This is a genomic window from Anoxybacteroides tepidamans (assembly GCF_014201465.1).
Classification (GTDB): domain Bacteria; phylum Bacillota; class Bacilli; order Bacillales; family Anoxybacillaceae; genus Anoxybacteroides; species Anoxybacteroides tepidamans.
The window spans coordinates 370289-390277 of record NZ_JACHEP010000001.1; the positions used below are offsets into that span (position 1 = coordinate 370289).

Genomic DNA, 19989 nt, shown 5'->3' on the forward strand with positions numbered 1-19989 from the left:
TTGTATATTCACCTATTGGGTGAAGGGCAACAAGTACAATATTTGTTGATTTATTGCGCTTTCTCGGCAGTTTGCACGCGTTTTTATCACGGATTCAGGTATTGCAAAAAAATGAACAGAAATTTTTGTTTTTTACTTCCCACAACATTTTTTATACTTCTTCCCGCTTCCGCACGGGCACGGATCGTTGCGCCCCACTTTCTTTTCCGCACGACGATGTGGAACGTTTTTATAGTTCAAGAGCTGTTGTAATAACTGTTGATAATGCGCCTCCTTTTCATGCGCAATGCGTTTCCATTCTTCTAATTGTGGATGAGTAAGTCCCATCACGGTATAAAAACTGTACGCTACTTGTTCTACGTCAATGGCTGAAGAAAACTTCCCTTCCTCTAAATAACTTTCAATCTCCGGCAGCGCTTCTTCGGAAAGATGGTGGCAAAGCGATTCAAAGAAAAAGGCACGGTCTTCGGCGGCCTTAATTTTCGGGAATGCTTGGCGCAACGCCTGTAAGGCGAGCGGTGTTTTAATATTAGCCAATACGTGTGCCGCAAAGATTGACGGGTCTTTCTCTTCCGCATACGGCGCAACGGCACGAACGACCGCATCCGATTGAAACGCAATCAACGTTCGCTCCACTTCTTGAATTAAAATATCTTCCTCCGTTCTCCTTAACAGACTCGCAACGAACGGAATATACGCATCCAATTTCATCAGACCAATCGCATAAACGGCAAAAATACCTTCGTAGGAAAAATAATCTTGTTGTTCGTTCTTTTTCAACACGTCTTCGATGTATGATTCCATCATCCAGCCTTTTTGCACAAGCGCGCGCACCATTTGTTTAGCAGCTGTAAACAAAATGTTATCATAACCTGTTTTGTGCTCTAAGTATGCGATGAACAAGTAGTATTCATCCCAAATGTCCTCTGCTGTTCCATGCAGCATCAGTTCATACATATGCCAGTCGTCTTCTGACAAATACTGCAATAACTCAGACTTATGTTTTGCTGCGATTTCTGGAGCTAATGTGAACAAAAAGTCCTCTTTTTTCATTTCCAGTAATAGCTGTACTGCTCGGTCGCTGAACGTATGGTTTGAAAGATGGCGCAAAATTTCTCTTTCTCGATCCGTCCCTTTATAACGCATCGCTTCTTCTAAAAGACGTTCCGTCCATTCAACCGGCACGTGCGGATAATCTTCTAGCGCTTGCAAGACAAAACGTTGAATGATGATATCGTCGCTTAACAAATACGGTTCAATTTTTTGTAAAAAATCCATCTACTCCATTCCTTTCCTATCTCATATAACTAGTCAGGCGTGTTGATTAACCATTAAAAACCAGTTGACATCGCTCTATTCCTAGCTTTTCTGCCGTAGTCGGCTAAGCTCAGCTTGCCGACTGGGAGTATTAGCATGCCCTCCTCGAACAATGAACGCTTTGCGGGCAAATGACATTTGCCCGCCGGCGTTCTTGTTCGAGGGAAGAGGCAGAAAAGCTTGTGTTCAGTCATATGATTCTGTGTTTTTTAGTAAAATAATGGATAATCAACACTCGTGATAACTAGTTTTATTATCATTCATCATCCCCTTGCTTGTCTATCCCTAACCCCTGCAAATATTGCTGTAAACTTTCTTCTACACAGTCTGCTACTAGTGTTACAAATGGTTCGATATCCCCTTCGATACTTGCCTTTTCTAAAGTTCCATAATAACGCAAACGATGTTCAGGGGCTGCCTTAATGATCGCTGGCGGATAACCGTGTTGCATCAAAATTAAATTCATCACTAATCGAGCCGTTCTTCCGTTTCCATCGGCAAACGGATGAATATACACTAGACGAAAATGAAAATGAGAAGCTAACGCGATTGGATGAAGCGAATCTTTATTTCTTTCATACCATTCAAACAGTTGATTAATTTGTTCTTGCATATTTAAAAATGCGGCGGTTGATGAGCACTCCCCGAAATTCTTACATTATATGTCCGATACTTTCCTGCATTTTCATGATCGATGTTTTTCAACACTACATAATGAATTTGTTTTAAGATTCGTTCCATCAAACTCTCTTTAGCAGAAACAAGCTCTTCCACAAAATCAATCGCTTCCGCATGATTGATTGCCTCAAGATGTTCTTTTAGCCGTTTTCCGTTACAGAAAACTTATAAGACTTTATAAGAAACTTATAAAGATCTACGTTTCCTTCCTTGTTCATCGCACCCGATTTCGCCGAAGCTACTTTCGTTTGGTATAGTGCTCCGAAGGCTTAAACTCCCCACTAACGGATGGGTACATATCCATGATCGCGTGTCGTACTAAACCATGGACTTAGCGTAGTTTTTCAAGTTGATGCTTGCGTTCAAGTCTCGATCCATTTCCATCCCACATGCTTCACAATAGTACGTCCGTTCGGATAAAGAAAGCTTCTCTTTCACATGACCGCAACGGCTACACCTTTTGCTTGAAGGATAGAAACGATCCGCAACAACCAACTTGATTCCACGCCATGCACATTTGTACGTCATTTGTCTTTTGAACTCATGGAATGTTTGTTCTTGAATCGCTTTCGATAGCTTGTTGTTTTTAAGCATTCCACTTGTATTTAAATGTTCCATCACAACATACGCTGGTTTGGCTTTCACCAATGTTGCCGTGATTTGGTGGGTATAGTTTAAACGTATATTTTTGAGCCTTCTTCGCTTTTTCAGAACAAGGAGTTCTAGCTTCTTGATGTTTTTTGTTTTTCTGTAACGGTATTCACCTCCTTTGGTTTGGATTTTATTCATTTCATACTTTCGCGACAGCTTTCTTTGTAGTCGCTTGATGCTTTTTTCCAACTTTTTCACTTTGGGCGTTTGGTTGATGTTTTTGAACGTCCTTCCATTGCTTACCGTTGCTAAGTTTTTTACGCCTAAATCAACACCCATGCCTTCGGTGTAGGCTTCATACTTCACTTCGACTTCTTCTACACCGATCGTTAAAAACCAATTGAGTCCGTCAAACACGACTCTTGGATTCGTATATTTCACATGCTTCCCATGCGGAATTTTTCCTTTTTCGGCTAACCGAATCCAATTCAGCTTTTGCTTATTTTTCTTTCTCGAAGTGGTGAGTTTTTCTAATTTCACATGTGTGTCGGTCATTTTGATTTTTGCCGTATCTTGATAAAAACTCGGTCGGCTTCGCTTTTTCGTTTTAAACTTCGGAAACTCGGCTCTCCCTTCAAAAAAGTTTTCGTAGGCGGTTGAGGCGTCTTTGATCGCTTGTTTCGTGATGTTGTTGGAATATTGATTCAGCCACGCAAATTCTTTCGTTTTTTTGAGTTGCGTCAACCGTTTTCGGATGTTTTCATCCCCTAAAAATGTACCGCCATTTTTATAATTTTCTTGTTCTTGCGCTAACGCAAAATTGTACGCCCATCTGGCAACACCTGCGCATTGAAAGAGCTTCGTCTTTTGCTTATTGTTGGGCAGAAGCATGACTTTGTAGGTTTTCATCATCTTCTCCCAGCTCCTTTAGCATCTTCTTGGCTTTGTTTTAATTATAAAATAATCATGAGGTTTTTATAAATATTTGTGCATTTATAACTAACAGTTAAAAGCCCCCCTTTTTCTTCGTTCGCAAAAACTTCGGTTTGCGGTCAGACACGTGCGACGTCGGCTGCAACAAAGAGCGGATCGCTTCGTTCCATGTCAAACCGTACGAACTTAACAACGCTAAATACGGAACGCCGAAAGAACGAAGCCGTGCCAAATAAATGATAATGATAAAAAATGAAGAGAAAAAACCGAACAGCCCTAACGAGGCGGATAAAAGCAAACAGCCCATACGCAACAACGTCACCGATCCGCCAAGTGACTGGTTGCCAATCGTATAACTAGCTAACGTCGACAACGCGACAATGACTACGACTGACGGGGAAATAAACCCCGCTCGAATCGCGGCATCCCCGATAATCAAGCCGCCAACGACCGTCAACGTTTGCCCAATCGAAGACGGCAAACGCGCCCCTGCCTCGCGAAATAATTCGAGCAACGTAAAAACAACAATAATCTCCATCGGTGCTGGAAACGGCAGCCCGAGGCGCGCCATCGTGACCGTCGCTAAAAGTGGAAATGGAATTTGATCTTGATGGTATGAAATAAGCGCTGTCCAAAATCCTGGCAAAAACACGGCCGTCATTAACCCCATTAAACGGAAAAAGCGGCTGAATGACACGACATAATACGGAAAATGGAGATCTTCAGGCGATTTTAATAAAAAGGATAAATTGGCCGGTCCGACGATCACGGAAGGATTGCCATCGACCAAAATCGCAAATCTACCTTTCAATAAACATTCCACGACAAAATCGGGCCGCGTGGAATCGGCGATCATCGGAACGATCGAAGCAGGCTCATCTTCGATTAAACTTTCAAGCTGCATCGTCGAATAAATTCCATCCAATTCCACTTTCTTTAGGCGCCGGACCACTTCGTTTAACAGTTGTTCATTCATAACATCGTCAAGGTACAACAAAGCAACCGTCGTCTTCGTTTCTGAGCCAAGAATAAACTTTTGATAACACAAATGCGATGTTTTTAACCGTTTGCGCAAGAGAGCGATATTCGTTTCCAGATCTTCCACAAACCCTTCACGCGGCCCGCGAATCGCGATTTCCGATTTCGACTCTTCCACTGACCGTTTCGGTTTTTCCGCCGCATCAATGGCGATAAAATAGTTTTTTTCAAATAAACAAACAATAAGAAACCCATCCAATACTTTTTCTGCCGCTTCACGAAGCGTAATCGACTCTGGCAGCGGCTGGCATTTCAGTGATTCCATACAAAAAGGAAAATGAGACAAACCTTGAGCAGCTTTTTGCAGTTTCGGATCCACGTATTCATTGAGCAGTTCTTTGCTCACGACCGATTCACAATACAGCATAACGAACGGGCCTATAAAATAGAGCTTAACATCGCTATATTTTACAAAAAAGTGAATGATTTCATCACGGTTACATTGTTGTAACGGTGTGTCATACGGCATTTTTTTATCCCCTTTTTACTAAAATCAACATCCCTATGAATAGCGATAAACCAACAAAAAAGCATAAAGAAGCGGGAAAATAAACGTGTTTAATGAAAGCGTAGAGTTCGGCATCTCCAATCCGAAAAAGAGACGCCCCTACCAATAACAGAGAGAGAATTCTTAACAGCCATTTCCGATGCGGTGTTGGAAGCGGAAAAAGGTCGGCACTAAGATATAACAAAATCGAGAGGCGAATTAACGTCCCGGACAGCCATTGGTAAATCGAGAAAAAATCGACGTGGGAAATATATTTGCCGATTTGCAAAAGCCGCCATTGCTCATAAGCGGGATAGCGCTGATGGCTCGCTTCCGACACACCGAAAATCGTAATACTTCCCATGAGTGGGCCAAGCGTTAAACCGACGAGAATGAATCCGAGCAACCACATGTTTTTCAGCGGGATCGTTGGATAAATGCGGTGCTGTAACAAGATAACTAAAGCTATTTCTGCCAAACCGCCGCCGCTGTAAATGATTCCGTGCAGCGCCGGTGAAAACCCTTTTTCGAAAATCGGAAATAATCTTGTGTAGTCTTTATACATAAAATTCGTCGTCATCACAAAAAATCCGAGAATGACGACAAAAAATAAAATAACGGCGGCTGATATCGCTAGCGATTGAATGTTGGACGAAGCGCAAAAATACGCGATCGTCGCAAACAATAGCGCTAATATGAGAATTGGCGTTTGCGGAAAGTACGACGTAATCGTCCAAGTCAACGTATCCTTGAATGTAATAAACATCATTAAAAAAAGAAACATGGCAACCACCAGCGATAACAGCGATGCTAACAATAAGCCGAACCGTTCGCGGATCCATTCAAAAAAAGGTTTTCCCTTCATGTTTTTCACAATCCAATAAAGAAAAACGATCCAACCGGTATAAAGACTAGCGGTGACAAGCACGGAGACCCAAGCATCACGCCCCGATACTTCCAATAAAATCGGAATCGCCATTACGTGATTGACAAGCCCGGTACTCAACATAAAAATAATAAGCACTTGTTTCGGCGCAATTTTATCATCATTCATTTTTAACCAATCCCGTTTCATGATTTTCTTTTACTATTATTTTCGTAAAGATGGAAAAGTATACTGAGCCGAGAAGAATGTACATGTCGAGTCAAACCGTTTTTTTATATAATTTCAAAATTTAGTAAGGAAAGAGATAAAATAGGAGGGGATAAAATCGTAAAAACCCACAAAAAGCTTCATGCTTTCGTGGGTTTTTGACAATCGGAAGGGCTTTTGGAACAGTGCCCCCCCTCTTCGTATTTATGGAGCAGGAGTTGTTTGCACTGGTTGTTGAGTAGTTGTCTCACTTGGTATTGTCGAGTCATCATCAACTTCACCATCATCGTGATTGCCAGAATCAGCAGGATTATAACCCGACTTCACTTCATCGCCGTTGGACAATCCGTCACCGTCTGCATCTTCGTTGACATCTGCTACACCGTCATGATCACTGTCAGACTCTTCAAGATTGTAGCCTAATTGAATTTCAGCACCATTGGATAATCCGTCGTTATCATAGTCTTCATCGATATCTGACACACCGTCGTGATCGCTATCAGAATCGTTAGGATTATATTTCAATTCGAATTCGACGTAGTTTGCGACTTTGTCACCATCTTTATCTTCTTCACCATCAGGTGTGCCATCTTTATCCGAGTCAGCATTAATCGGATTTGTCCCAACAATAAACTCTTCTTTCGTTGTCAATTTGTCGGAATCATTGTCTTCATCCGAATCTTTGATGCCGTCTTTATCCGTATCAGCCGACACAGGGCTTAATTTCGCTTGGATGTCCTGAAGGTTTGTCAAACCGTCTTTATCGTTATCTTCTTGACCATCAGAAATCCCGTCTCTGTCTGTATCTTTCGTTTTTGGATTTAAATTCAATTGATATTCTTGAATATTGGTTAAACCGTCTTTATCGAAATCTTTCGTAGCGATCGATTTTCCCTGTCCTAAATGGTATTTCTTTTGCCAATCGTCAGGAATCCCGTTTTTATCGCTGTCCACTTGCGCAACTTTTTTGATCTTCGCTTTTTTTGTGTCTTTCCCTTTAGCATCAGCAACACCTAGCCCTTGGGAAAAAATCAATGAAGCAGCTAATGCTCCTACCGCTAATTTTTTCATATACATTCACCCCTCTATTTTTTTACCTGTGAACGGCAGCTGGCTGGCATAACAGCGATTGCTATGTTAGCCCCTATAGCTTTGCGTCCCAAGTTTTCACATGGTTTGCCTTTAAATTTATTATAATTTTGTTGTCGAATCTTGTCATGAGTAGTTTGAACTAGTAAAGAAGAAAGCGATTCAAAAAATCGCTGAGAGTCGCTTTCTCTTCTTAGTGCAATTTTCGCTATGCTCATTTTCTGTTCTTCTAACAAACTTCAACCAAAGACATACGATCAAAACCCTCTCATTTGATCGACTGCTAGAACTTTTTCAACTTCTAACATGCGGCTCGAGCAGTGTTCGCATATCCCAACGCCCATAGCGGACTTTCACCGCCAAGTTGATAGACATGCCTTGTGCGCAAAAAAGCGACTCGAAATACGAGTCGCTTTTTCTTTGCAATGCAAATAGAAGTGTTATTTCGGCTCGGTTATTATCCCAGAAAAGGCAGATTGGTAGATTGTTCTTATATCGTGTTCTTGCAACAGCAAAGGACTGCGCGCGAGTAATCGCTTTTGTTTCACCGCATCTTCTGTTAAACTCTCCAGAGCAGTTTCTTGTATTCCAAATCCTCCTAACGTTTTCGGAATCCCTACATCATCGACGAGACGTGTAAGTTCCTCAACACATCGATAAGAAGCTTCTTCTTCAGAAAGATAACTCGAATTTCCGCCTAAAGCATTCAAAATATCCGCCATACGTTTCGTGCAGCTTTTTCGAATATATCCCATTACATACGGAAGTAATACAGCATTTGATTCACCGTGTGGGATATGAAATTGTCCACCTAACGGATAAGCCAATGCATGGACACTGGCGACGCCGGCGTTAAAAAAGGCTAATCCGGCTAAATAACTGCCATTGCTCATATCGATTCTCGCTTGCTTGTCTGTTCCGTTTTCTACCGCTTTTCGCAGTGAGCGGGCAATCAAACGAATCGCCTGCAGCGCCAAACCATCTGTCGTTGGACTTGCGTTAACAGAAATATATGCTTCTACCGCATGCGTCAGCGCGTCAATCCCCGTAGCAGCCGTGACACGCGGGGGAACGGAAATCGTTAACTCTGGATCGACAATTGCGACATCTGCTAAAAGATGATCATGTGTGACAACGTCTTTCGTTGTATCTAAAGAAAGAACGGAAATGTTTGTGACTTCAGATCCTGTTCCTGATGTAGTCGGAATTAAAATTTTTGGCAATCCTTTTGTATTTACTTTTTTTGTTCCGGTTAGATTTAAATAATCAGCAACCTTTCCTTCATGCATCGCTAAAACTGCGGCCAGCTTCGCCAAATCCATTGCACTTCCACCGCCGACGCCAATAACCATATCAAAGTTGCCGTGACGCGTGAAAGAAACTAAATTCTCTCCAGTTTCTAACGGCGGTTCTGGAACAACATCTGTGTAAACTTGAACATCATATCCTTGTTTCATAAGGGGAGCAGTCACCCGTTGAACTAATCCGATTTGTTCAAGAACAGGGTCTGTTACTACTAATATTTTCTGTGGAGAAAAGCGTCCAACCTCGGGAAGCAAATGTTCTAATGCCCCCCAGCCAACATAGCTTAGGGGAGTAAATGTGATTCGCGAAACAGTCATCCGCTCTCCCTCCTTATTCGTAATATCCTTCCGTCGATTTACGAAACTGCTTAAACTGTTCCGAATCATGCCCAAACCAAACTTGTGAATTCGTTTCTTTCGCAATTCGACGTATTCTTTCAACAGTATTCATATAACCGAGGGAGTCATAGATAATACCCGGCGGCTTAATCGGTGGCCCATAACTTTCCGCAGTGTAAATGGCGTCAGAAGCAAGAATAATTCCACCGGTTTCAGATAGTTCCACATGCAATCCAAGCATCCCCCATGCATGTCCGCTCCCAAAATTCAGAACTTTGATTCCATCCGCAAGTAACAGCTGATCTTCATGCCGCTTGACTGTCCGCCATTGAAGGTTATTTTTGATCCATGCATCAATATCCGCCCAAATATACGCACCTTCTTTTTGATTACGTGCATAACATTGAAGTGTGCCGTTTAATTCATCCTCATGTACAATAATCGTTGCATTTGTAAACATTTCTAAACAACCTGCATGGTCTAAATGAAGATGCGAAGCAACGACATATTGAATATCTTCTGGTCTTACTCTTAACTGTTCTAGTCGATTGTGAAGGTAACACTCTTCGCTTGCCGTCCATGGAAACATTTGCTGCGTCGATTCTGCCCAGCGTCCTTGAGGTCCCATCGAGTTTGGATTGCAAGCCGTATCAAAAAGAATTTTTCCTTCTGGATGATCAATTAAAACTGTATAAATTGGAAATTCTACAAATTCCGTTTGTGCATTCGGATTGTGAATCGTCGCTGGATTATGCATCGCGATCATCCAGTTTTTATCCATTCTCATTCGTCCATTATCCATTACATAAAGTTTTGGACGTGGTTTAATAATATTTGACATAAAAGCATCCTCCTCTTCCCTTTTAAAAGTCAGTTTTTATAGAAACTAGCTTTAACTCTGTCATTTCTTGGATAGCATACTTCACTCCTTCTCGTCCGTAACCGCTTTCTTTTACTCCTCCATAAGGCATATGATCGACACGAAAAGTAGGAATATCATTCACAATGACTGCACCTGACTCAATGTGCCGTGCTGCATATAAAGCATGATGAATATTCGTTGTGTAAATGCCGATATTTAGTCCATATAAAGAGTCATTGACCATTTCAATCGCTTCTTGCAATTCGCGATACGGAACAATTGAAACAACTGGAGCAAACACTTCTTGGCACGAAACGGCCATCTCTTTTTTTACATCGAGTAAAACTGTAGGAGCATACACTGACCCGTTTCGCACTCCGCCTAGTCCAATTTTCGCTCCTGCCCGAACGGCTTCAGCGATCCATGATTCAATCCTCTCTGCTTCTCTCTGATGAATCATTGCACTTATATCCGTATCTTCATCTAAAGGATCACCGACTTTTAGCTGGCTTGCGCGTTCAATAAAACGCTTACAAAATTCTTTATAAATGGTTTCATGTACGTAAATGCGTTGAAGCGAAATGCATACTTGTCCCGCGAACGAAAACGCTCCTTCAACGCAACGGGGTATAATTTTGTCTAGCGGTACGTCCGGCTCGACAATGAGCGCTGAGTTAGAACCGAGCTCCAACGTCACTTTTCGTAATCCCGCTTTTTGTTTAATGAGTTTTCCGACAGCGGCACTTCCGGTAAATGTTATTTTTTTCACTCTTTCATCGGTCAACAGAGCCTCACTCAACTCCCTGCCGCTTCCTGTTATAACCTGCAATGCTCCATCTGGAAGCCCTGCTTCTCGGAAAATTTCAGCGATTGCTAGTGCACTCAAAGGTGTTTGTTCAGCTGGTTTTAATACGACTGTATTCCCGGCAGCAAAAGCCGGACCGAGTTTATGGGCAACCAAATTAAAAGGAAAATTAAACGGAGTAATCGCAACAACAACTCCTAGCGGTTCGCGCCATGTGATCCCAACCCTTCCTTCCCCACCTGGAGCAGCATCCATCGGGATCGTTTCTCCGTAAATCCGTTTCGCCTCTTCTGCTGAAAATTGATACGTAACAATTGTCCTTTCTAATTCCCCTCGGGCAGTACGAATCGGCTTTCCTGCTTCTTTAGCAACAATCCGTGCCAGCTCTTCCTTGCGTTCTTTCAATAACTGTACGACACGAAATAAAATTTCCGAGCGTTGATGAGCAGTCAGCGTTTTCATCGTTTGAAAAGCCCGTTGCGCACCAAAAATCGCCTTCTCCACATCGTCTGCATCCGCCATACTGATATGCGCTATGAATTGGCCATCGTAAGGAGCGCGCAATTCATACGTTCGCTGCTTTTTTAACCACTTTCCATCAATCAATAATCCTTTCGCTTCATTTTGCAATTTTCCGCTACCTCCTTTCTCGTTTAAATTCAACCTATTATAGTGCAAATACCGTGCCAATGGTAAAATCGCTATATAAAAAGGATTTTTTATACGTTCTTTACCGAAAACGGTGAAAAAGGTCACCATATGAAAGGAATTGCCCAATCAACGACGAATAAATAAGTGTTGAATAAATTCACCATATTTTTGAATATTTTCACCATCATAAATAATGAGGGGGATTTTTTAATATGACGACTGCTTTCATTGATCCTGAAATATTAAAAAATATTTTTTCTTCCATCAGTAATGGTGTGGTCGTGATTGATCGGAGTAGAAATATTTTATTCATCAACTCATCAGCAAAAAAACTTCTTCAAATTGAACACGAGCGTTGGGAAGGAAGAGATATTCGCGAACTTATTCCTAACACACAACTTCCCTATGTATTAGAAAGTGGAGAAAGTTCCATTGGTGTAAAAATGAACATCGGAGGACGTCAATGTCTCGTCAATCGAACTCCATTATATCGTGACGGGGAATTAATTGGAGCAATCGGTGTCCTACAAGATATATCAGAAATGGAACATTATCATTCTCTTTTGAAACAAATGGAAACGATTATTGAATTCTCGACTGATGGCATTTATGTTGTCGATCAAAACGGTATTACACTAATGGTAAACTCTGCTTACGAAATGATGACGGGATTCCGGAGAGAAGAGCTAATTGGCAAGCATATGCAGAGTTTAGTCAATGAAGGATATTTTGATCAATCTGTTTCCCTCCTTGTTCTCAAACATAAAAAGCGCATTTCTATTTTACAAAAAATTGGTGGAAAAAAAGATGTAATTGTAACAGGGAACCCTGTCTTTAATCAACAAGGTGACATCGAAATGGTCGTCACAAGTGTTCGAGACATCTCTCATCTTATTCAAATGAAAATCGAGCTAGAAAAAGCGAAAAGTTTCTCAGAAATGAGTCACCATCGTTATACATTTTCTGTTGGTGATTCAGACGAAAAAATTGTATTTCGTAGTCACTCTATGAAACAAATCTTTGATAAAATGAAACAAATCGCTCCTTATCCAGCTACAGTTTTACTAACTGGTCCATCTGGTGTAGGAAAAGAAGTCATTGCCAATTTTATTCACAATGTAAGTCCTCGAAAAGATCATCCATTTATTAAGGTAAACTGCGGAGCTATTCCGGAAGCACTACTAGAATCTGAGCTATTTGGCTATGAAAAAGGGGCATTTACTGGAGCGCGGCAAGATGGAAAAATTGGTTTGTTGGAACTAGCGGACAAAGGAACGATCATGCTTGATGAAATTGGGGAAATGCCATTATCGCTACAAGTAAAGCTATTAAGAGTACTGCAAGAAAAACAAGTTCAACGAATTGGAAGTCATAAAACAAAAAAACTAGATGTACGTATCATTGCAGCAACAAATCAAAATTTGAAAGAACTTATTTCTCAAGGAAAATTTCGTGAAGATCTATATTACAGACTGCAAGTCATTGAAATATATATCCCACCGTTATGTGAGCGCCCGGAGGATATCGAGCCATTACTTGATCACTATTTTTCATTTTACTGTAAACTATACCGTATAAATAAACATCTATCCCCTAAAACAAAAGAAATTTTACAACGCTATCATTGGCCGGGAAATGTAAGAGAGTTAAAAAATCTTATGGAAAATATGGTCGTTTCTATTCCATCACAATTCATCGAACCTCGCGACCTTCCATTGCATATTCATGATCAAGTCACAACAACATATTCCCTCACCCTCAAACAACAGATTGAGCAATTTGAAAAACGAATCATTCAAGAAGCGATTCAAAAATACTCATCCGTGCGAAAAGCAGCTAAACAATTAGGAATTGATCATTCTACATTAGTAAAAAAATTAAAAAAATGGAAAACATGAAACAAAAAATGAATGCGATAAATATTAAAGTAACGAATGTAGAATTTCGTAAAAAAGCGACTCAACAAACGAGTCGCTTTTTCACCTCCCATATTCAAGCAACTCCCTCAATTCCCATATATACTCTTCCGATCCGGTGACAATGAGCCGATCACCCATGCGCAATTCCGTATCGCCATGTGGAGTGATCGATTCGCCGCTGCGGAAAATGCGGACGATAATGCAGTCGCCTAAAAACGGAAACTGGCGAAGCAGCACACCGTGGTACGCTAAGTTGTTCATTTCGATTTCGTGAAGAGCCGCATCTTTGTTCGTCAACATATGCACAATGTTGGGAGATTCGATGAATGATTTTAGGATGGCGGTTGTTGAAAGGAAAATGGATACAGCTTCAATTCCGTTTTCCTGCAATTCTTTGACGACATGCGGCGATTCAGCAAAAGCGATAACACGTGAAATTCCTTGTTTCTTTCCCCACATCGCCACTTGGGTATTTGTTTCTTCATTTCCTGTCAACACGACCACAATATCGGCTTGAAATGCACCATATTTTTGCAATGTTTCGAATGAATAATCTTCAATATCAACGATCGGAAATACGTGATCGACCGATGGAAGTTCAAGCTTTTCTTGCTTAATGTGATATACCGTTGTTTCATACATATGAGCATTTAAATCGCGAGCCGCGGCAAGCGTAAATTGATTTGTCCCGATCAGTTTTACGACTGTTTTCGGAACACCGCCTTTTTTTTCATACAGCTTTTTGAACATAATTGGCGAAACAATGCTCGTTAATACCGCGACTAAAATAAGCGCCCCTTTCATATTTGCATCGATCATGTTCATTCGCTCGGCAATCGTCGCTGTGGCAATGACGAGCGACAGTGTTGATACAAGTAAAAATCCTGAGGCAAGCGTCGTCTTCCGATCATACCAGATACGAAGCAAATAAACTGGCACGACTTTTGAAATAACAAGCGCGATAAATAAAAGCGGAATTAATAATAAAATTTTCGGCTCTGTAAATAACGGGCGCAAATCTAAATTCACACCGACCATGACGAAAAAGATCGGAATAAAAAAGCCGTAGCCAAATGAATCAAGCTTATGGACAAAATCTTGATTCGGTGCAAGAAGCGACACAAGAACACCGGCTAAAAACGCTCCTAAAATGTTTTCGGCTCCAAGTGTTTCCGATAGAGCCACAAGAACGATAATTAATGCAAAAACGGCGCGCGTACCGATTTGAATCGTTCCTTTTGCCATCGTATCAACAAACGAACGCTTCTTGAAATATTTCCCCGCAAAGTAAAAAACAATTCCGGCAACAAATAAACCAAGCAACAGCCATGTGCTTCCACGGCTCGGATCATAACTTGAAACAAATATAGCTAATAAAATCATCGTCGCTAAATCCGCAATGACCGCAATGAGTAAAATCGTTTGGCCAACCGACGTTTTCATGAGTTGGGCATCTTTAAGCGTCGGGACGACGACACCAAGCGAAATGGTTGAAATGATGAGCGTCATTAAAAAGGCGCTATGAATATAACCTGCCCATACAAACAAATAGGAAAGCCCAAGCGATAAAAAGAAAATGATCACAAACACAACCGAGGCAAGAACAAAGGCGTTCGGCCCTTTCGTTTCTTTTCCGTTTGATTTGCGTGCAAATGCAGAAAAATCGATTTCAAGTCCGCTCAAAAACATAAGAAACAAAAACCCAAGCGTCGATAGCGTTTCAAGCCACATATCTTGTTCGACGATATCTAGCCCTGTTTTTCCAATGAGAATCCCGATGACAATTTCAGCGACAACGACCGGAATCATATGAAGGCGAAAACGATGTAGCAAAAGCGGAGTGAAAAAGGCGGCAACCATGACAATAACTAACGATGTGATCGATGAATGCATCATCGTTCCCCCTTTCATTCATTTCCATCATTATATAAGATTGTGCAAAACGTTACAATTTTTTTGCTCCTCATCAAAAATTTCTTTACATAAAATACAAGACTTCAGCAGCTATATAGATGCAATTTGGAACTTTAACGTTTTCGTCTTTTATGGAATAATCGGTATGTTTCGACTGTCGGGTGACCGAACAATACCGCTTTCAGACAAATGCATTTGTCTATGAAGCGGTTGGTTGTTCGGTCTCTGTCACGCGAAGGCGTGACGAAGGCAAGTCACAGACTTGCCTCCGACAGTCGAAAAAATAAGGAGTCTGCTTTTTCGCCAGTCATAAGTTATAAGTTAAACCTCCCAGTTGTATTTATAATATAAGTTGCAACCAAGCATGTTGATTAACCAATAAAAATCAGTTGACATCACTCTATTCCTAGCTTTTCTGCCATATGGTTCTATGTTTTTTAGTAAAATAACGGATAATCAACACCCGTGAGTTGCAACCAAGATGCTCATATCTTTTTTTCTCCGTATTCATTGCACGCTGATATTGTAGCGTGACGAGCGGACAGTTGGATGCAACTGCAACAACTTATGTAGTTTGGATGCGCAAAAAAAAAGTAGAACAAAAAGCAGTCGACGAAATGGCAACTATGAATGAATGGATGAGATTTTTGTAGAAATCCATAATAAAACACCACCCTATAAGGTGATGTCGACAAACAAACAATGATACGTCGCTTGGATGTGCCCGTTTTCAGAAAAGCGCTGTTCATATTCTTTCATCATCGCTTTAAACACCGACGGGCGTTGGCAATAGCGGCCCGTTGTGCTGTTGGTCGCACCGATGTGGCGAAGCGATAAGAAAAAGTCGCGGACGGATGGAAAACGTTCTGTTTCGAACGTTTCGCTTCCGCGGACCGCAGCGCTTGTGGCGCGTCCGCAACAGGCAAGCCATTCCACCAGCGTCGGAAACGACGGGCCAATACGAAGCGCTTCCGTGATGTGTTGCTGCTTAAGAGCAGCCGCAAACGACGCATGCAGCTCATAAAACGTTTGCGCGCCAAACGTTGAAAAAAGAAGCTGTCCCCCTCTATTCAAGGCATCCGACAGGCGGGCAATCGTCCGCTCTGCATCGTTCAACCATTGAAACGTCGCATTAGAAATGATCAAGTCATACCGGGCAAGTATGTCCATTTCTTCAATATCGGCACAGCGCCAGACGATGCGGTCATTGCCAAGGCGCTCTCTCGCCACTGCGATCATTCCTTCGGCGATATCGACCGCCATGATGTGCGCATCCGGAAACGCTTGGCGCAGTTTTTCCGTTAAATAGCCCGTACCGCAGCCAATTTCAAGAATCGCCGTCGGACGAGCGGCGATGCGGCTGATGAGCGCATCGGCCATTTTTTTCTGCACGTTCGCAAATTGGTCATACGTTTTCGCCCGTTCGCTAAACCGCTTTTGTACAAGTTGTTTATCAATCATTCGTTTCACGAAACTCGCGCAAGGAAGCCCCTGCCGAAAGAATGAGAGGAATTGCGCCTTACGCCTTACGCAAGTTTCATTCCCTCCTTTCGATACGTGTACCCATCCAATCGTTGAATGAGACGAATATATTTGTAGTTGATGCCTTGTGCAATTCGTTTTCCATCTCTTCCTTTGATGTCAAAACTTCCGCTTTTTCTGCATGCTACTTCGCCAAACCACACGCCTTTATATTTTCCTTTTGGAACAGCCGCCTTGACCATGTCTCCTGTTTGGAAGCCAAAGAAAAATTTTTGTCTTGCCAAGTATCCTCTCGGAAAGCCATACTTGTCAAGGTTTGTGCGTGAGCGACTGCCACGTCCTTTTGCCTTGATAAATAACACTTCTTTTGTTTTGAAATGCAAATGGTTCGGTGTGCTTTCCCCTACGCAACAAGCGTCAAAATAGTATGTTTTCGGTAACCCCAAACGAATACGGTTCATTTTTGTGCGTGCGCCTGTTCCGCACTCTACAACTAAGCCACTTTGTTTTAACACTTCATACACTTTCCATCTTGTCGTATTGACGATAGCTACGTCTTTCAATGGTTCTTTAACTTGCTTTTGAATATGTGGATAGCCGAATTCTTCTGCGGTTTGATTTCCCTTTTTTTGATTGCAATCATGACAGGCAAGACAAAGATTGTCTACTCGGTCTGTCCCGCCTCTTGATTTTGGGATGATATGCTCCACTTCAAGCGGAACGTGTTCTTTTCCGCAATAACAACACTTCCGTCCAAACTTTTCAAGCAAATATTCCCTTACTTCGTATCCTTGAAGTGTGCCTTGCTGATACTCCACACCGCTGATTTCAGGATTTCGCATAAGCTGTGTGTCAAATTTAGCACTTTCGTATGATACATGCTCAATCGGACATACCTTCTTCAAACGATTGACCCATGTTTGAATATTTTGCACACGACTCGCTAATGATGATGGTAACCATCCTTCTTTTCGCTTGCGATTCAAAAAGCGTGCTTTTCTATATCTCATTTTTCGGTTTCTTCTCGATCGACGGAAGGCACGTCTTTTATCTAATCGCTCCTTGATGTCTGTACGATGGTCAAGTTGTGCTAACCATAACACTTCTTTTCCTCGCACAATAGCGAGTCCTGTATGTCTACTTCCGTAATCGACTTTGAGCCGATATTCTGTCTTCGTTTCGGATGCATCCACCGCTTTTTTCAAGATGATGGTGAACGGAAATCGTTTGTAAATCGCTGCTTTCCCTTGTTTCAACAGCTTTCTTGCAACCGCTTCATGACAAGGAGCAAGCGGACGTTTGTTTGTGTCTAATACAAAAACCACAGGATTTTCTCCTTTCCTCTGCATGGCGCAGGTCATGTTCTCCTCGACCATGTGATCGATGCTTGTTAGGTGCAAAACACTAGCGCTACCCACCACGCTTGTTTAATCTTGCACGACAGAGGACGGGGCTGGAGAAGCACCCCGACGTGTCATGACATCGATAACGTAGACTATGTTTCAAGTCTTGGTCTGGTCAACATGGGGCGTTCAAGCCCACGACTTGAGTCGTTGGGTTGTTGACCTACCCATGTTCGAATAAGATGCGCACACACACCGGTCTTTGTCACAAACGGAACATGTCCAGTGCCCGATAGAAACACAAGTTCGGGATTCGGGACACGTTCTGCCATATAGCGCGAGGCATCCGGCGGGCAAATCGCATCTTGTTCGCCGTGAATAAGAAGCAGCGGGATGTGGATCGACGGTAAAAACGGCCGGGCATCTGCCGCCAATAAATAATCAAGCCCAATAACGAGTTCATCCGTTCTGTCACGGTGAACGAAAGCGGAAATGTCCGCTGTTTCCCCTTGCGTCCATAACGATGCTAAAAATGCCTCAATCGTTTCATCTGGATGTCTTTGTAGCTGCTTTTTCATCCGTTCGACGATGCGCGGGTGCCATCCAGCTTCGTAGTCGTCATCGGTCACAAAACGGCTCGTTCCGCCGATTAGAACGAGCCCGGCCACACGCTTCGGATACATATGCGCCAATTCCAACGCCACAAGTGCACCGAGCGACCAGCCGATGACAAGCGAGCGATCGCCAAGCATTTGCTCGGCTCGCTTTCGAAAGCAATGAACGGTTTTGATGCCTTCCCATTCGACCACTGCGCTGCTGGCTGGCGATAACGCGCGCAAAAGCGGCATGAAAATTTCTCCTTTCATGCCCCAGCCCGGAATGCAAACGACGTTCATTTGATCACACCCATTTCTTTTCCGACTAAAGCGATTTGGTCAAGCGCCCAGTCAAGCTGCTCTTTCGTCATCGTTGCCATCAAAGAAAAGCGAATGCGGGATGTGCCTTCTGGAACCGTTGGCGGACGAATCGCCACCGCGGCAATGCCCCGTTCTTGCAGATGACGGCTGAACTGAACGGTTCGTTCGTTGTCGCCGATGATGATTGGCACGATCTGCGTCGCGCTTGCGCCGATGTCAAAACCGAGCGACTGGAGCTTTGTACGAAAATAGACGCTCAGTTTGCGAAGCTGGTCGCGCCGTTCGTTTTCTTGTTGAACGACGGCAATCGCCGCTTGAATCGCTCCGAGTGCCGCCGGCGGAAGCGCCGTTGTAAAAATAAATGAACGCATATGGTTGATCAAATAATCAATGAGCACTTTTTTGCCTGTCACATACGCCCCGAACGCTCCTAATGCTTTGCTGAAGGTGCCCATATGGATATCGACCTGTTCGACAATGTCAAGATGGTGCGCAAGCCCTTCGCCTTTTTCGCCGTAAAGGCCGCTTGAGTGGGCTTCGTCAATCATAAGAAGCGCACCGTATGCTTCTTTCAGGCGGACGAGTTCGTACAATGGCGCAATGTCGCCATCCATGCTGAAAACGGTGTCAGTAACGATGATTTTCCGCTTCCGTCCGTCTGTTTTCTTCAAAAGCGACTCTAAATGATCGATGTCGTTATGGCGATACCGTTTCACTTCCGCACGGCTTAAAATCGCACCGTCGATGATGCTGGCGTGATTAAGCTTGTCGCTGAAAATGACGTCATCCCGTCCGGCCAATGCGGAAATAATGCCGACGTTGGCGTTATAGCCGCTATTGATGATCAGCGCCGCTTCGCTTCCTTTCCATTGGGCGAGCGCTGCTTCCACCTCCTCATAAAGCGGGAAATTCCCGACAATGAGGCGGGAAGCAGTCGCACCCGCTCCATATTTCCTCGCTGCTTGAACGCTCGCTTCGATCAAGCGCTCATCGTTCGCAAGCCCTAAATAGTTGTTCGAGGCTAAATTGAACATCTTTTTTCCATCCATCCATACAAAACAGCCGTCCGGATTCGTCCATCTCAGTTTCCGCTTTTGCGCTTTTTCGTCTAACGCTTGCAGTTGCGCATGGAAATCTTGCCACAAAAGTCCTCTCCCCTTTTGTTAACCTTATGTAACAATAAAGTTTACATTTATCGTATCATAGACGGCCGATGGCAACAACATT

14 protein-coding genes, 1 pseudogene and 1 riboswitch are annotated in these 19989 nt (G+C 42.8%); of the genes and pseudogenes, 1 reads left to right on the forward strand and 14 read right to left on the reverse strand.

Features of this window, described 5'->3' with window-relative positions; translation table 11 throughout:
- Window positions 1–132: 132 nt before the first annotated feature.
- The 9 genes and pseudogenes from HNQ34_RS17365 to HNQ34_RS01860 all read right to left on the reverse strand — a co-directional run bounded on the left by HNQ34_RS17365 (window position 133) and on the right by HNQ34_RS01860 (window position 11166).
- Window positions 133–1278 (reverse strand): SEC-C metal-binding domain-containing protein, encoded by a 1146-nt coding sequence (locus tag HNQ34_RS17365; protein ID WP_246363673.1) that lies wholly within the window; start codon window positions 1276–1278, stop codon window positions 133–135.
- A 295-nt stretch (window positions 1279–1573) separates the two neighbouring features.
- A pseudogene (locus HNQ34_RS17905) lies at window positions 1574–2148 on the reverse strand (Fic family protein); the annotation flags it as partial.
- Between the two features lie 165 nt (window positions 2149–2313).
- On the reverse strand, window positions 2314–3498 hold the full coding sequence (locus HNQ34_RS01830) for an RNA-guided endonuclease InsQ/TnpB family protein (RefSeq protein WP_183251039.1): 1185 nt from the start codon (window positions 3496–3498) through the stop codon (window positions 2314–2316).
- Between the two features lie 94 nt (window positions 3499–3592).
- Window positions 3593–5026 (reverse strand): spore germination protein, encoded by a 1434-nt coding sequence (locus HNQ34_RS01835; protein ID WP_183251040.1) that lies wholly within the window; start codon window positions 5024–5026, stop codon window positions 3593–3595.
- A gap of 4 nt (window positions 5027–5030) precedes the next feature.
- Complete coding sequence (locus HNQ34_RS01840; RefSeq protein ID WP_183251041.1) at window positions 5031–6119, reverse strand: endospore germination permease; 1089 nt, start codon at window positions 6117–6119, stop codon at window positions 5031–5033.
- A gap of 222 nt (window positions 6120–6341) precedes the next feature.
- Window positions 6342–7208 (reverse strand): Midasin, encoded by an 867-nt coding sequence (locus tag HNQ34_RS01845; RefSeq protein WP_183251042.1) that lies wholly within the window; start codon window positions 7206–7208, stop codon window positions 6342–6344.
- A 31-nt stretch (window positions 7209–7239) separates the two neighbouring features.
- A riboswitch (cyclic di-GMP riboswitch) is annotated at window positions 7240–7328 on the reverse strand.
- A 338-nt stretch (window positions 7329–7666) separates the two neighbouring features.
- Complete coding sequence (locus tag HNQ34_RS01850; RefSeq protein WP_183251043.1) at window positions 7667–8848, reverse strand: iron-containing alcohol dehydrogenase; 1182 nt, start codon at window positions 8846–8848, stop codon at window positions 7667–7669.
- 13 nt (window positions 8849–8861) lie between these two features.
- Entirely contained in the window at window positions 8862–9710 is an 849-nt protein-coding gene (gene ahlS / locus HNQ34_RS01855; protein ID WP_183251044.1) for an AhlS family quorum-quenching N-acyl homoserine lactonase, read from the reverse strand.
- A 22-nt stretch (window positions 9711–9732) separates the two neighbouring features.
- Window positions 9733–11166: an aldehyde dehydrogenase family protein gene (locus HNQ34_RS01860; protein ID WP_183251045.1), complete on the reverse strand. Its 1434-nt coding sequence runs from the start codon at window positions 11164–11166 to the stop codon at window positions 9733–9735.
- A 233-nt stretch (window positions 11167–11399) separates the two neighbouring features.
- On the opposite strand from HNQ34_RS01860, the gene HNQ34_RS01865 reads away from it, so the two are divergent.
- Window positions 11400–13085, forward strand: a complete 1686-nt coding sequence (locus tag HNQ34_RS01865; RefSeq protein WP_183251046.1) for a sigma 54-interacting transcriptional regulator — start codon at window positions 11400–11402, stop codon at window positions 13083–13085.
- 81 nt (window positions 13086–13166) lie between these two features.
- Here the strand turns inward: HNQ34_RS01865 and HNQ34_RS01870 are convergent, their stop codons facing one another.
- From HNQ34_RS01870 to bioF, 5 genes are all read right to left on the reverse strand, one after another.
- The gene (locus HNQ34_RS01870; RefSeq protein ID WP_183251047.1) at window positions 13167–14999 is read right to left on the reverse strand and encodes a monovalent cation:proton antiporter family protein; all 1833 of its coding nucleotides are present in this window, start codon (window positions 14997–14999) and stop codon (window positions 13167–13169) included.
- Between the two features lie 696 nt (window positions 15000–15695).
- Complete coding sequence (gene bioC, locus HNQ34_RS01875; RefSeq protein WP_183251319.1) at window positions 15696–16481, reverse strand: malonyl-ACP O-methyltransferase BioC; 786 nt, start codon at window positions 16479–16481, stop codon at window positions 15696–15698.
- Window positions 16482–16546: 65 nt separating this feature from the next.
- Window positions 16547–17827, reverse strand: a complete 1281-nt coding sequence (gene iscB, locus HNQ34_RS01880; RefSeq protein ID WP_183251048.1) for an RNA-guided endonuclease IscB — start codon at window positions 17825–17827, stop codon at window positions 16547–16549.
- A 170-nt stretch (window positions 17828–17997) separates the two neighbouring features.
- On the reverse strand, window positions 17998–18741 hold the full coding sequence (locus HNQ34_RS01885; RefSeq protein WP_183251049.1) for an alpha/beta fold hydrolase: 744 nt from the start codon (window positions 18739–18741) through the stop codon (window positions 17998–18000).
- The gene (bioF, locus tag HNQ34_RS01890) at window positions 18738–19907 is read right to left on the reverse strand and encodes an 8-amino-7-oxononanoate synthase (protein WP_183251050.1); all 1170 of its coding nucleotides are present in this window, start codon (window positions 19905–19907) and stop codon (window positions 18738–18740) included. Before bioF ends, HNQ34_RS01885 begins: the two co-directional genes overlap by 4 nt.
- Window positions 19908–19989: the final 82 nt, after the last annotated feature.